This is a genomic window from Aliirhizobium wenxiniae, from assembly GCF_019511445.1.
GTDB classification, from domain to species: domain Bacteria; phylum Pseudomonadota; class Alphaproteobacteria; order Rhizobiales; family Rhizobiaceae; genus Neorhizobium; species Neorhizobium wenxiniae_A.
The window spans coordinates 101,565-115,057 of the sequence record NZ_JAEUAN010000008.1; the positions used below are offsets into that span (position 1 = coordinate 101,565).

A 13,493-nucleotide genomic window follows, 5' to 3' on the forward strand; every position below is an offset into this window, starting at 1 on the left:
GAATTTCTTCCGCCCCGAAATTAAGAGCCCAGAAGCCATCGCATCCCTGTCGAGGAGGATTAAAATTCATAGGATAGATGTCAACATAAATATGATTTATTTCTGGATTTGATCAAAATTCGAGATCGCTTCATATTATGAATTGCAGAATGCTATCTGCGTCTGCCTTATGTGAAATCAGCAGTGGCAACTGAGGACCTCCGTTGAAAAACCCATCCATGACCCGAACATTGACCGAGCACGGAACTCCGATCGCCCAGCGCGGAAAACGAGGCGTGCGAGAAGCGCTGCTTCACTGTCTTGTTGAGATGATCGTGTCGGGCGCTTTTCCGGAGAATTCCACACTTCCCAACGAGGCCGAACTTACCGAACGATTTGGCGTCAGTCGAACCAGCCTGCGCGAGGCGATGCAATATCTCTCTGCCCTCGGCATGGTGCGATCAAGGACAAGGGCGGGCACGACCATCCTCCCGAAGGAGAACTGGAACTATCTCGATCCCATCGTTCTCGATGTGATGCTGTCGGTCGGCGCCGACGAAGCCTTTTATTCCTCGCTGATGGACGCCCGCCAGCTGCTGGAACCAGCGGCTGCAGCGCAGGCGGCCGCCAATGCCAATGCGCGCCAACTCTACCAGATCTCCAAGGCATTCGAGGACATGGTCGAGGCCAATTCCCGCGATACCGAAGCCTGGAGCAGGGCCGATCTCGAATTCCACGCAGCCATCATCAACGCCAGCGGCAACTGGGTCTATCGCCAGTTTGCAAGCGCCATTCAGGCGGCGCTGCTTGCGAGCTTCCGGCTGACCAATCGCGCCAGCCAATCACACGAGCAGGCGATTTCAAGTCATCACGATGTTCTGGAAGCTATCCGTATGCGGCAGCCGGAAGCAGCACGCCAGGCCATGGAGCACCTCCTCAATGCGGCAAGAGGTGAGATGACGGAAGCCCTGAGGCAAGCTCGGGCAGGTTCCGGCTCCACCGAGAGCTGACATCTGCCATCCCAGGGAATCGCCTTCGCGACGGCAAATCTCAACCGGTATCGGTCTCGATGACGCTTCCGCGCCATGGAAAGACAGACATCTACTCATATTCCACGGGCGAACGCATATCCAAAATCTACAGGAAAGATAGATTAATTTGCCTCGTGCCTCATGGCATGCGCGGTTAGATTACCCGTGACGAAAACAGAATGAATGGAAGTCGGACATGAAACACTTCAACGCTGAAGGCCAAGGCATTGCCAGCAAGTTTGTGGGGTCATCCGTCTTCAAATGCCGCCTCCACTCGCGAATGCAGATGTGTATCGCGCCGCTTACGGCCGAAAACACTGGAGAAAGATTGCGAGATTGGAGTGAAGGACATGCAGAAGCAGGTCATTGAACATGGCGGACTGCCCGTTGGCATAGCCATTCCGGATAGTGGGAAGCTGCGTTTTATCGCTGTGAAGTTTCACGTCATCGATCTCGATGACCGGCTTTTCTCAACAGTTGGCGAACTCAGAGGCGCGATTAGCGCTCATCTCCGCTCACAGAGAGCGGTTGCCGCCTGACGACAGCCAAGCGCCGAATTTGGCCGGCTGTTGCCATGCGCGTTCGATCAATCAGTTTCCCAGAGAGTTCAATGAAAGACATTGTGAGACTTGCCGGCAACCGAACGATGACGGTTGGCGCAGCACTTATCTTCCTAAGCCTGGCCTTGCGCAGTTTGGATACAGGCATCCCCAACTGCCTCGTATCCGTCATTTTGGCAGCAGGGCTCGTTTCGGTGATTTTTGCAGCAGGTCGCATGAGCGACTGATGCGCTCCGCCCACTTGCCGGACAGTAGCTGTAGCAGATCGAGAAATCGTAGCACCGTCATCCAGGGGCACTCGAGCAGCGCGTCTGGATGACTGTCAAGACATAGCGACAAATCGGCCTGCCTGATGAGGTTGTGATAAAAAAGAGGCGCATGAGCGATCTTGACGAATTCGCCATCGCGACCCACATCCCGCGCGATAGAGACAAGATGCATCAAATGAAAACATTTCTAGAGAAGACATTCGGGCCAACCGAGCTTGCCATTGTCGAAACCGCTCTCGGAGAGTGGATCGAGGACGCCAAGGTCGAAAAGAAAAGCCCGGAGGCGGAATTGGCAGCCGCGATCGTTATCAACCTGTTCCGCGAGGGTAACGACACCGTTCCGGCGATACGGAAGGCAATTTCCGCTCATCGCGGCTTGAACGATCTAAGGCACTCCTGAAACAGGCCGCATCTTCCTGCGATCGGCGTGTCTTGGTCTTCCTGCGCGGCCGGATTGACGATGGCTTTGAGGACCTTTGCTTCCGCTGGCATCCTGCTTGGCAGCTCAGCTATCCAGCGGCAGGACAGGCGCAGAAAACTGACGGGCGGCCAGTTTGATGAAAGGCCGCGATAGCATGATCGGCAAGACCCAGGACTGCACGCGCATCCCGAATTTGCTTTGCGGTATGTAGTGACCGCCGATCTTGCGGGAAACCGCCTGCATCCTGGTAACCAAGGGTCGCAACCGATCCTCATATGCTGCGAAGGCTTCGGCATAGGGTTGGCGTGCCAGTTCCGCAGCCAAGACATAAGCCCCGGCCATCGCCGTGGACGTGCCTTGGCCAGCAAGAAAGGTGAGGCACCAGGCGGAGTCGACAAGCAGTACGACACGCCCCCTCGACCATTTGGAAACTTCGATCTGCGAAACGGTATCGAAGAAAGAAGCGTCCCAGTCGATTGCGGATCGCAGGCATGAGGATACGGGATCCGGCCATGTGCCGAAATGTTCCAGCAGCACCTGGCGGCGCTGATCAGCATTCAGACAGTCCGTCCGATCGTCCCGCCAGCAAAAGAGGGTTGCAGCGGATCCATCGCCGATATTGTAAAGGCCACCCTGATGATCGACGTCCATCATGCCGACGAAGCTGGCGCCGAGCACACCCTTGACCGGCACGCGCCAGGCAGCGGCTCGATAGCCGAGAGGCCTGAGGAATTCGTCATGCGGCCCGAATAACATTTCCCGCAAGGCGCTGCGATAACCATCTGCCCCGACGACGAGATCGAAACGCTCACGCAGACCATCGGAGAAGATGACATCGACACCCTCGACATCCTCAACGACGCTCGCAACTGTGGTTTCGTAACGTATGTCGACATCCGCCTCGACATATTGGGTCAGGATCGCCTGGAAATCCTCACGCATGATCGCAAGAATCTTGCCACCGGACGCCTTGTAGAGCGTTCGGTAGTCATAGGAAAATAGCTTTCTGCCGTGTCTGTCCCGATGTAGCGCAGGCCCGAGCGGCATCGCCTTCTCCTTGAAACTTTCTATCAGCCCCAACTTCTCGGCGACGTTCCACCCGTTGACATGCAGGCCGATCGAATAACCGCCCGTACGTCCCTTTTTCGCTTTCTCCACGACGACACTTGAGATCCCGCGTTCCTTCAGGCAGGCGGCGAGGGTCATGCCGGCGGGTCCTCCGCCGGCGATCAATACACGCATATCGACCTCCTCAGAATGTCATGCTGAGGCGTGCGCCGACAGCGCGGCCTTCGCCGAGCTGATAGACATTTCCGTAGGGCGCAACGTTGAAGCCGTAGGTGGAATATGTCTTGTCGAAGAGGTTGGTAACGAATGCTTCCGCCGCCACTCTGTCGTCCAGCTCCCATTTGACGCCGAGATCCACCAGCGCATAACCTTCCTGGCCGACGCCGTTGCTCTCGTCGAAGTAGATGTCGCCGAGATAGGTCAGCGCGGCATAGGGGATAATCGCCCCCGAGGCCTCCTGAAGGTCAAACCGATAGTCCAGCATCAGGTTGGCGGTGAATCTCGGCGCGTAGGGGACACGATTGCCGGTATAGTCGAGGCCTGCTCCGGTTGGATCATTATAGTCCGTGAATTCGCTGTGGTTGTAACCGAGACCCAAAGTGACGCCGAGTTCGTCGGTCGGACGTGCCCTGATCTTGAGATCGACGCCCTTGGCCGTCATCTCCCCAGCATTCTGCAGATATTGGTTCGGCTGGACGCCGACGAACATCTGGTAGTCCGTGGTTATGTTGTAATAGGCCGAAAGCTGAGCTTCGAGCGTCCCCGCATCGTTACGGTACTTCAAGCCTACTTCGCCGTTGTAGGTGGTCTGTGGGTCGTAGGTGAAGGAATTGTTCAGCGAAGTTACCGTGCGTGTGAACCCTCCCGCCTTGTAGCCGGTGCTGAACAGTCCGTAGACACGTAGCTCATCGGTCAGTCCGTAGCTTGCACCGAGCTTCGGTGAGAGCGACATGAAGTCGTTGTCATCCTTGAAATTGATGAAGCCGACCGCCTCTGCTTCCGCGCGTTCATAATCAAGGCGCAGGCCGGGTGTGATGTCCAGCCGATCGGTTGCATGCCAGGTCAAGTCTGCAAAGGCTGCGTAGCTATCGATCTTCTGCCGCGCGACCTGGCCATAGGCCGGAAGGTTTCTCTCGAAATCGAGATGCTGGTAGTAGACGCCGGCGACATAGTCGATCGCATAACCTTCATCAGGATTGGAGGCGATGCGCAATTCCTGGCTCAGTGTCCACTGCTTTTCGGGCGTGTAGGAACCAAAGACCGTGCGGTCGAAGTCGCTTTTCTGATACCCGGTAAGCGCCGTGATCGTGGCGGGCCCCAGATCGTAGCTGGCGTTGATGCCAAAATTCCAGGTGTCCAGCGTGTATTCCGACGGAACCGGCAGGGCGACCCTGTCCTTCAGCATGCTTTCCATAACGAAATATTCTTCAGTCGATGTGACATGGCCGCGGCCTGCCGTCACCATTACATCAAGCGGGCTGTCATCCGGGGCGTAACGCAAACGCACCTGACCGTTGACGTCATCCGTGCCACCGACGTCTTCACCCGTTCCCATGACCGTATACTGGTCGTTTTGGCGCTGCGCTGCGAACCTGCAAGTCCTCAGCAGTCGCAATATCTACCGTGGAAGGCAGGACGAAATAGTCCTCGCTTCGTTTTGTCGAGGTGATGACGATCGGAGCAAGCGCGGTTTCCGTAGCTGCATCCTGGGCTGCTGCGGCCTGTGGCAACACGCCTGCAAGGATGGTGATTGCGGAGACGCTGGAAAAGCGATGGCGCATCATGGTTCCGATACCTTTTCTTCATTGGAGAAATGCGGGAGAGACTGGCCGGAAAAAGCCAGGAGATGGGGAACGAGCAGCATGGCAAAGACGATGAAGACAGCCGAGACGGCAAAGAGGGCGCCATAGCCCAATGCGTTGCCCAATTGCCCGGCAACTGCGGATGCCGCGATCGCAACGATGGCGTCAAGACTTTGCAGGACGCGAAATCCGTTGCCGTCTGAGCGGGATTGCACCAGTTCATCATGGCCGCGTAAAGCGCGACAAAGGACATCGCCACTGCGGCCACCTGTGCGACAAGCAGCGTCGCAGCGAGCGTTGGCCAAACGGAACCGACGAGCTCCAGGGACGCGAGCGCCAAAAGAAGCGCGGTGTTGATCACAGCCGCCACAATGATGCCGCGGCGGATTCCGATGGTCTGGACGAGCAGCGCTGAAAGCGTTGCGGCAATGAACCCGGCAATCGCGCCACCGGCCCCGCGCACCATGCCGATCACATCAAGCGACATGCCTTTGTCGACAAGATATGGCCCCGTCATCGAAGATCCCATCCGGATACCGACCTGATAGACAAGCAGGAAAATCAGGCCGCTCATCAATGCCCGGTTGGACAGGCTCTCCCTCAGCGCGACACGTCTGGTGAAGGCCGATCGGTCCTTTGGGGCCGCGAGACCGGAAGACAGCAGAACAGGAATGCTCAGGAGCAATATGAAACCCGCCATCGCGGCCATCGATACGGCCCAACCTGCATGGCTGTAGATGATCAACCATATGCCGCCGCCGACCAGGAAACCCAGATAGGCACCGGCAGTCGATGCGCCGCTGCCAGCGCCACGGGTCTCCTCGCTTGTCGCCCTTACGGCAAGCGAATCCGTTGCGATATCCTGCGTCGCCGCCAAGGTCGCCATCACGATCAATACGACCGAAAGTGGCATCAGATGTGTCTGTGGCGGAAAGGTCATGGCGACCAGGAAGCAGACCGCGATACCAACCTGGCAGGCCAGGATCCAGCCACGCTCCGTGAAGAACTTGTCGACCAATGGCGCCCACAGGAATTTCAGAGCCCAAGGCAGGTACAGCACGGCGAGATAGCCAATCTGATTGAGCGGCATCCCGGCATCGCGCAAGGCGACCGGTAGCGCCGATTGCACCATGTTGCCGGTCACCGACTGAGCGGCATAAAGTCCGGCCAACAAGCCGAGCACGACCCACGCGCCGGAGCGCGCGGAAAATTTCAATAAGGTCGCAGACATTACCCCTCGCAACGAAACAGGTGCCCCGAATAATCCAATCGTCAAAACTTGACTATTGTAATCAGGTTCATGGATATTGTGATCGGGGCCATTTTTTCGGCCCGGTAGCCGTTTGGCGGAGAAAGAATGAATCTGCGTGTGGAACAGCGGGCTCTGGCCCAGTCTGATCAGGAAAATATCGTCGTGCTTGGCCCAAACCCTGCTGACGAAAGTTTCTCGTCCGTTTCGACGGAAGGTGCCTACAAGATCCTCGGTGTGCGCCCTGGGCTGACCATCTCCGTGTTCGACATGGTGATCGGGGCCGATTTTGTCGGACGCTTCTCCACCGAACCCTGCATCGCGATCGACTTTCTATTCGAGGCATCGGGCCAAGGCTGGCTGCTTGGAACCGCGGATGAAAGGCTTTCGAGCATCCCTTACCGCCCGGGCCGAATCTATATTATGGCGGCTCCGAAAGGTGCGATCGGCTTTTATGACGTACCGATCGGGACGCGTTTCAAGGGATTGGACATTCGCGTAGACATCGCGCTCTGGCAGAAGCTCGGCGCCGCCGATGTCCTCTCGTCGCTGGATGAAAACCACAGCCTGCATATGGCCTGCGGCAACGGTACATGGGTCGGTATCCTGCCGGTTCCGCCGCAGCTTCTCGCGGTGGCGCGCGCATTGTTCGACAGCGCCATGGTGGAAAGCGACGATCTGGCGTTCGAGGCAAGGGCGCTCGATATCATCAATGCCTCCATTTCTGCCATGCGCAGGGCGCAGCCAACAGCATCGATCCCACCGCGCGACAAACGCCTCCTTCAGCGCGCCCGTGACCTCATGATCGCTGAATTGGCGAGGCCATGGACCCTAAGCGAACTCGCCCGCGAGGCTGGATTGACGGAAAAGCGCCTGAAAACCGGTTTTAAGAGCATTTACGGCTACGCCGTCTATACATTTCTGCAGGAGCAGAGATTGCTCGAGGCACGCCGGTTGATCGAAAGTGGGAATGTAAACGTAACCCAGGCAGCGCTTGCCGTTGGCTACGGCAACTCGAGCCATTTCTCGCAACTTTTCCTGCGGAGGTTCGGCATTCAACCGTCCAAGATCCGAACCGTCCCTCAATCATCCGCTGGCATCCAGTAGCGTTTAGATATTGGGACGCCTCCCCATCCAGCCACGGTGGGCGATGCCTGCCCTAGTTGGAAACGTATCCCGCCATATACGGCTTGAGCTGGCAAATTATCGGGACGACCGAAAGAGGCGTTTTGGTCAACCTATTCGGCCGTGAGAACGGTGGCCGCCTCCACGGGAGCCGAATATTGTTTCCTATCAGCTTTATTGGTCGATTTTTAAGTAGGTCGCGCTAATATACCCCAAGGCATAGGCTAAGCGAGTACGTAGACAAGCTACGATGAGGGGGTTCTCTCACAAATGAGCAATGCGCAAACCAGTTGGCACCTTTCTCCAGACGCCACTGATGACTGGAACGACAGACTTGCGGTCTTCGATCGCGAATTCAGGCTTGCTGACATGTCGACCGGCTTTTTGCCTTCTGTGTCCCGCGAAAACAGCCCCTCTCTTTGGGAAATCTATCCCGAACTGGATAGCGCAGCCGTTCAGGATCACTTCAAAGCGACACGCGAGCAGCCACTGCGTTTCAACCGCGATGTGGGAAACGGAACATTCCGAGAGCTTGCGATCCATGCAATCGGAGAATTCTATGGCGTTGTTCAGACCTATCGGGCTGGTGACAAAGCCGAACGCGCAGCCCTCTTGCATCAAGCCACACATGATCCGCTGACCGGACTTCCGAACCGGCGGCAGTTTGCAAGCGATCTGTCGGAAGCGCTGGGGGGCGTTTTGGGGGACGGCAATGCTGTCTGCTTAATGCAGCTCGATCTCGATGATTTCAAACCCGTAAACGACACTTTGGGACACCCGGCTGGCGATAAGCTGCTTCAATTTGCAGCAGGCCGGATTAAAGATTGCCTCGCCGGCACGGAGCGCGCCTATCGTTTGGCCGGGGATGAATTCGCGATCATATCGATCGGCCCCGAATATCTGCAGCGCAAGGAAGACTTGGGACACGCTCTCGTCCAAGCCTTCAAACAACCTTTCACGCTTGACGGCATCTCGGTGTTTGTCGGGCTCAGCGTCGGGATCTCAACTGCTCCTGCCGATGGCTCCGACCCTGAGACATTGATGAAAACCTCGGATGTCGCGCTCTATGCAGCAAAGAAGGAAGGGCGCGGTCGAGCCAGCGCATTTGACGCTTCCATGCTGCAGATCATCGAGCAACGTGAACTACTGCGAAGAAGCTTGCGGATCGCGCTGGAAAAAGACCAATTTTCATTGGAATACCAACCGATTGTCGAATGTCACCGGCTGATCGGCTTCGAAGCATTGCTTCGGTGGCAACATCCGCTGCTCGGAAACATTCCTCCGGCTGTTTTCATTCCGATGGCCGAAACGGACGGCCTGATGAGCGAGATCGGGCGATGGGTTCTGGAAAACGCCTGTTGCGAAGCGCTGAACTGGCCGTCGGACTGCATCGTCGCCGTTAATCTATCTCCCGCGGAATTCCTTGTCAGCGGCCTGACCGACCGGATTTCTCAGGTACTGGACGCCGTTGGTCTCCCATCCGAGCGTCTCGAGCTTGAGATCACCGAAAGCGTTCTGCTGGAACGCACGGTAAACAATCTCGACACTCTCAACACACTTAGCGTACTTGGCATCAGGATCGCTCTGGACGATTTCGGAACGCAATATTCTTCCTTGAGCTACCTGAAGAATTTCCCTTTCGACACGTTGAAGATCGACAAGTATTTCGTGTCCGATCTCGAAACGGATCCCAAGAGCCAGGCCATCGTTCGCTCGGTTGTGACACTCGCGCATGATCTGGGAATGGAGGTTGCCGCCGAAGGTGTGGAAACGCCCGAACAGGTCGAATGGCTGCGCGACCTGGGATGCGATCGCCTTCAGGGGCACGCAATCGGAAAGCCCTTACCCGCATCGGCAATAAAGGGTTTTATGAAAAGTTCTGGTTTTCTAAAGCACATACCAACTCGACCGCCCATGGCTCCGGACGAACATGCCCGGCCATGAAAGCCATATCCCGGCCCCTTCCGGAACCGCAGGTGGAGATGATCATGACCGTACAACACCTCAGTCCCAAGCCGATGGAATTTCAGGATATGATGGCGTTGTCACTGGACGTGAGTTTCTTCACTTCGGAATTTCGTCTCTGCGACGTGATTGCCGAATATCTGGCAGATATCGTGGCTCAGTCGCACGAGGATCCGGCACGATACGCCAATTTCAGTTCCCAGCTTATCAATGAGATTGTCGAGGTGGCATTCAGCTCGGCCCGCGCGATGAGTAAGGTCGATTTCAAGCTCGTCAAAAATGGTCTGTGCATACGCTTTAGCGTTGGCTTTCTGTACGAAAAGGACAGCAGCATGCCATGGGCGACGCTCTGTGAGCCTGCCGCTGCGAGCCCCCGGCATCCTGTTCATGACCTGATCGCCCTCGCTCAAGCCATCGAAGTCGATATTCATGCTGAAGCCGATGCAGATGACCGGGTATTGCTGGTTGCGGATTTTCATGCGCGGGAGGCCGTCCATTGAGCCGGTTCGCGTCATCGTTTTCCGTGGAATTCAACGAACTCAATCAGGAGATCGTACTGAGTGGCAGAATGCGTCCACGGATATCCGAAGAGATGGCAAGCGTAACGGACGTGGTCAGACGCAGTCTGCTTGAGAGCCAGAATACCGTCTATGTGAATTTGAAGCGTCTTACTCATCTCAACATGACCGCGTTTCGCTGCCTTGAGGATACGTTGATAAACGCCTGCAAGGCAGGCCCGCAGCGCAATATCGTCATCGTCACGTCAAGCGTGATTGCCTGGTCAGCCCCTCTCTTCAAGACCTTGGCATCAGGTCTTCCCAATCTTGTGGTCGAAATCTACGATTCGGCCTTTTATCCCGGACAAACCTTCGTGGAAGACGAGAGCTTCATCCCGATTCTGCGAACACAGACGAAGATGACCTGGCGTCACGAGCGCGAGATCCTTCGCCGACACGGTCTGCGCGACGGCATGGCTGTCGCAGATATCTGCTGCGGTATCGGAGACTTCGCGACCCTGGTCAAACGGCATTTCAATCCCACGCGGCTTCTCGCCTTGGATCACTCGAAGAAAAGCCTCGAATACGCAAGGCAAGTGGCTGAAGACTTCGGCTTGAAATCGATCGAATACACGTATGGGGATGCCTCGCAGATGCTGATGGCGGACAGCCAGTTCGATTTCGTGACCTGCCGTCACTCCTTGCAGATTTTCGACCGCCCGGATGTTCTGCTGCGTGAACTCTACCGGATCTGTAAACCGGGCGGCAGAGTATACATCACCAACGAAAAAAACTCGCATTGCCTGGGCGAGCCGCATTCGGAAACGATCCGGTGGACCTACGAGCAGGTGGCCAAGCTCTTCAGCCATTTCGACATGGATGTTGAAATGGGGCCGAAGAGCCGTCGTCTTCTGACCGATGCCGGTTTCGACGCCATACAGGTCGAGACCTTCATGGTGACCAATCTCGACGGAGATCCAAGGGATTTTGCCGATGTGATCGAGGCATGGGAAAATGTCTATGCCGGGCAAATGGCTGTGCGTCGCGGCGATCCGCCGGAATTCATCAGACGGTTTCGGCAGGGCTTCAAGGATCATGTTCTCGCAGCCCTTCACCCCAAGGGCTATGCGGGATGGCCGATCTGGGCAGCATCAGGGCGGAAACCATATTGATGGACGGCGCACAGACCAGCACCCGGCCATGGGGCTCATTCAGGGCCAAGTTCATCCTTGTCGTTGGTGGCGCGGTTCTCCTTGACCTGCTGATCAGCGGTGGACTGGCGCTATGGAATGTGCAGCGCCTGTCACGAGATGCGACTGAGGAAGTCGGCCATGGACTTGAGCAGGCGAGCCAGGATTACATTCGCACCTATGCAAATTCCACCGCAGATCAGGTCTCTCTGCTTCTTGGTCAGGTAAATAGCGATGTCGGCGTGCTTGCCGGTGTGCTTCAGGAGCAGATCGACAATCCGCGGAGGCAGGCAGATATCGGATCAGCGATATCGACCACCTCCCCGGGCAGTATTCGGCTTTCTTTCGACCCTGTTGGCCAATGGGCGCAGAATGCGCCCGGCTCGCCGTCCGTCGTCAGTGCCTGGAGCTATCTGCTGGATGCCGATCATTCGCCCCGGCCGGACGTGCAGGCCGAAATTCAGGCAAGCGCAGTGCTTGACCTTGTTGCGCCAAGCCTTCTCAAGAGTGGCTCCTCGAAGCTTCAGATGTATTTCATCGGCCCAAAGGAACGGCCGATATTCAGGACAGCGCCCTATACGGATCAGGCGCAGACTTTCGATCGCCTTTATCCGGGTCACAACGAAGCCAATTTCTGGGACTTCTTTTTTCCCGGTCTTTATGAGACGTGGCAAAGCTGGGCTGCCGGTGCACAGACACAGCCTGTCGCAGATGGCATTACCCAGACCGCACCTTATACCGACGCGATAACCGGCAAGCTGATCGTCAGTTTCTTCCATCCCCTCTGGAGCGCCGACAGGAAGAATGTCGCGGGTACGGCCGGTGCAGATATCACGCTCGATCAACTCGCGCAGACCGTGGAGAACGTGAAAGTCGCCGAAAGCGGATTCGGCTTTCTGGCGATGTCGGATGGAAACGTCATTGCGATCAGCAAGGATGGCGAGAAGACGATCGGTTTGCGTTCCGCAAGCGACACAAAGGGGACCGGCGTTACCGGTCTCGAACGTTCACTGAAAGGTAGCTCTCAGCCGGCAATAACAGAGCTGGCCAATGACCTTGGAGACGAGATCAGGCACGTCATGCTGGATCAGGGCGGTGCACCCGTGCCCTATATGGTGATCATGAAAAAGCTTCCGCCGGTCAACCTGTGGGAGCCAGGTCAGGTCAGGAAAGATGCCATGTCACTCGGTATCGTTGTTCCCGAGCGAGAAATCTATGCATCACTGTTTGCCGCTCAAGCCAAGATTTCCGATGCGACGAACCGCATCGTCCTCTATCAGATCCTCGCGATCCTCTTTTCTCTGATGATCGTCACCATGGCGGTATTGGCAGTTTCAAAACGTATAACCGGGGGCATTACGGCACTCGCGGGCGCTGCAAGGCAGATCCAGACCCAGGATTATTCGGTCCGCGTGGCCGTGACCAGTCGCGACGAAGTCGGAGAGGCAAGCGAAGCCTTCAACCGGATGGCCGAGCAGATCAGCTACCACACCGAAAATCTGGAACAGTTGGTGGAGGAGCGGACGGCCGAAATCGAAGACGCAAAGGAAGAGATATCGGCGCTCAATGCCCAGTTGGAGCGGGAGAACCGACGGCTGGGGACGGAGCTGGCCGTTGCGGAGCGAATTCAGATGATGGTTCTTCCGCTGGCGTCAGAACTTTCCTCATCGAAGGATCTTGAGATCGCGGCCTATATGAGTGCCGCAGACGAGGTGGGAGGCGACTATTACGACGTTCTTGAAGCAGATGGGCGTTTCAAGATCGGCATCGGCGATGTGACCGGACACGGCCTGGAGAGCGGCGTTCTCATGCTGATGGTGCAATCCGTCGCCAGAGCCTTGCAGGAAGCGGGGACGAAGGATCCGGTCAAATTCCTGGTCGACCTTAACAGTGCATTGTTCAAGAACATCGTTCGGACCAGGATCGACAAACATCTGACACTCGCCTTCCTCGACTACGACGGAAAAGACATGCTGATTTCCGGGCAGCACGAAGAGGTTATCGTCGTTCGCGCGAATGGTGCGTTGGAACGAATCGAGACGATGGATCTGGGTCTGCCGATTGGACTGGAATCCGACATTTCACCCTTTGTAAGTACCCGCAGGATCAAGCTTGAAAAGGACGATATCATTGTTCTGCATACGGACGGCGTGACCGAGGCCGAGAACGCAGAAGGTGAGCTTTTCGGCATAGAGCGGCTCTGCGAAGAAGCGGTAAAGCTTCATGACCAGAGTGCAGACCGTATCGCCGCCGGGATTATCGACAGGCTCATGGCTTATATTGGTTCGCATAAGATTCACGATGACATCACGCTCCTCGTATTGCGGCACAGGTAGG

The 13,493-nt window shown here is 56.5% G+C and carries 12 protein-coding genes; 9 read left to right on the forward strand and 3 right to left on the reverse strand.

Going from position 1 to position 13,493, the window contains the following annotated elements; genetic code table 11:
• Positions 1-218: 218 nt before the first annotated feature.
• The 4 genes from JNB91_RS11940 (at position 219) to JNB91_RS11955 (ending at position 2,239) form a co-directional block, all read left to right on the forward strand.
• Positions 219-989: a FadR/GntR family transcriptional regulator gene (locus tag JNB91_RS11940; RefSeq protein WP_220325736.1), complete on the forward strand. Its 771-nt coding sequence runs from the start codon at positions 219-221 to the stop codon at positions 987-989.
• A 371-nt stretch (positions 990-1,360) separates the two neighbouring features.
• Positions 1,361-1,549: a hypothetical protein gene (locus JNB91_RS11945; protein WP_220325737.1), complete on the forward strand. Its 189-nt coding sequence runs from the start codon at positions 1,361-1,363 to the stop codon at positions 1,547-1,549.
• A gap of 71 nt (positions 1,550-1,620) precedes the next feature.
• The gene (locus JNB91_RS11950) at positions 1,621-1,797 is read left to right on the forward strand and encodes a hypothetical protein (RefSeq protein WP_220325738.1); all 177 of its coding nucleotides are present in this window, start codon (positions 1,621-1,623) and stop codon (positions 1,795-1,797) included.
• Between the two features lie 217 nt (positions 1,798-2,014).
• On the forward strand, positions 2,015-2,239 hold the full coding sequence (locus tag JNB91_RS11955) for a hypothetical protein (RefSeq protein WP_223218157.1): 225 nt from the start codon (positions 2,015-2,017) through the stop codon (positions 2,237-2,239).
• A gap of 105 nt (positions 2,240-2,344) precedes the next feature.
• Here the strand turns inward: JNB91_RS11955 and JNB91_RS11960 are convergent, their stop codons facing one another.
• From JNB91_RS11960 to JNB91_RS11975, 3 genes are read right to left on the reverse strand one after another with little or no spacing between them, the layout of a single operon-like run.
• On the reverse strand, positions 2,345-3,502 hold the full coding sequence (locus tag JNB91_RS11960) for an FAD-dependent monooxygenase (protein WP_220325739.1): 1,158 nt from the start codon (positions 3,500-3,502) through the stop codon (positions 2,345-2,347).
• 10 nt (positions 3,503-3,512) lie between these two features.
• The gene (locus JNB91_RS11965; protein ID WP_220325740.1) at positions 3,513-4,883 is read right to left on the reverse strand and encodes a TonB-dependent receptor; all 1,371 of its coding nucleotides are present in this window, start codon (positions 4,881-4,883) and stop codon (positions 3,513-3,515) included.
• Positions 4,884-4,930: 47 nt separating this feature from the next.
• Positions 4,931-6,361 (reverse strand): MFS transporter, encoded by a 1,431-nt coding sequence (locus JNB91_RS11975; protein ID WP_223218158.1) that lies wholly within the window; start codon positions 6,359-6,361, stop codon positions 4,931-4,933.
• Positions 6,362-6,487: 126 nt separating this feature from the next.
• Here JNB91_RS11975 and JNB91_RS11980 point away from each other — a divergent pair, with 126 nt between their 5' ends.
• From JNB91_RS11980 to JNB91_RS12000, 5 genes are all read left to right on the forward strand, one after another.
• Positions 6,488-7,486, forward strand: coding sequence for a helix-turn-helix transcriptional regulator (locus JNB91_RS11980; RefSeq protein WP_220325742.1), 999 nt, complete (start codon positions 6,488-6,490; stop codon positions 7,484-7,486).
• A 288-nt stretch (positions 7,487-7,774) separates the two neighbouring features.
• Positions 7,775-9,448 (forward strand): putative bifunctional diguanylate cyclase/phosphodiesterase, encoded by a 1,674-nt coding sequence (locus tag JNB91_RS11985; RefSeq protein WP_220325743.1) that lies wholly within the window; start codon positions 7,775-7,777, stop codon positions 9,446-9,448.
• Complete coding sequence (locus tag JNB91_RS11990) at positions 9,445-9,969, forward strand: hypothetical protein (protein WP_220325744.1); 525 nt, start codon at positions 9,445-9,447, stop codon at positions 9,967-9,969. The genes JNB91_RS11985 and JNB91_RS11990 overlap by 4 nt, the downstream gene beginning before the upstream one ends.
• Positions 9,966-11,138 (forward strand): methyltransferase domain-containing protein, encoded by a 1,173-nt coding sequence (locus JNB91_RS11995; protein ID WP_430736270.1) that lies wholly within the window; start codon positions 9,966-9,968, stop codon positions 11,136-11,138. The genes JNB91_RS11990 and JNB91_RS11995 overlap by 4 nt, the downstream gene beginning before the upstream one ends.
• A complete protein-coding gene (locus JNB91_RS12000) occupies positions 11,138-13,492 on the forward strand; it encodes a SpoIIE family protein phosphatase (protein WP_430736271.1) in 2,355 nt (784 codons plus the stop codon). Before JNB91_RS11995 ends, JNB91_RS12000 begins: the two co-directional genes overlap by 1 nt.
• Position 13,493: the final 1 nt, after the last annotated feature.

Excerpts from the sequence above, each read along its gene's own strand:
- JNB91_RS12000 (WP_430736271.1), top strand. The coding sequence starts at position 11,138 with ATGGACGGCGCACAGACCAGCACCCGGCCATGGGGCTCATTCAGGGCC.
- JNB91_RS11950 (WP_220325738.1), top strand. The coding sequence starts at position 1,621 with ATGAAAGACATTGTGAGACTTGCCGGCAACCGAACGATGACGGTTGGC.
- JNB91_RS11940 (WP_220325736.1), top strand. The coding sequence starts at position 219 with ATGACCCGAACATTGACCGAGCACGGAACTCCGATCGCCCAGCGCGGA.
- JNB91_RS11945 (WP_220325737.1), top strand. The coding sequence starts at position 1,361 with ATGCAGAAGCAGGTCATTGAACATGGCGGACTGCCCGTTGGCATAGCC.
- JNB91_RS11980 (WP_220325742.1), top strand. The coding sequence starts at position 6,488 with ATGAATCTGCGTGTGGAACAGCGGGCTCTGGCCCAGTCTGATCAGGAA.
- JNB91_RS11985 (WP_220325743.1), top strand. The coding sequence starts at position 7,775 with ATGAGCAATGCGCAAACCAGTTGGCACCTTTCTCCAGACGCCACTGAT.
- JNB91_RS11965 (WP_220325740.1), bottom strand. The coding sequence starts at position 4,883 with ATGGGAACGGGTGAAGACGTCGGTGGCACGGATGACGTCAACGGTCAG.
- JNB91_RS11955 (WP_223218157.1), top strand. The coding sequence starts at position 2,015 with ATGAAAACATTTCTAGAGAAGACATTCGGGCCAACCGAGCTTGCCATT.
- JNB91_RS11975 (WP_223218158.1), bottom strand. The coding sequence starts at position 6,361 with ATGTCTGCGACCTTATTGAAATTTTCCGCGCGCTCCGGCGCGTGGGTC.
- JNB91_RS11960 (WP_220325739.1), bottom strand. The coding sequence starts at position 3,502 with ATGCGTGTATTGATCGCCGGCGGAGGACCCGCCGGCATGACCCTCGCC.
- JNB91_RS11990 (WP_220325744.1), top strand. The coding sequence starts at position 9,445 with ATGAAAGCCATATCCCGGCCCCTTCCGGAACCGCAGGTGGAGATGATC.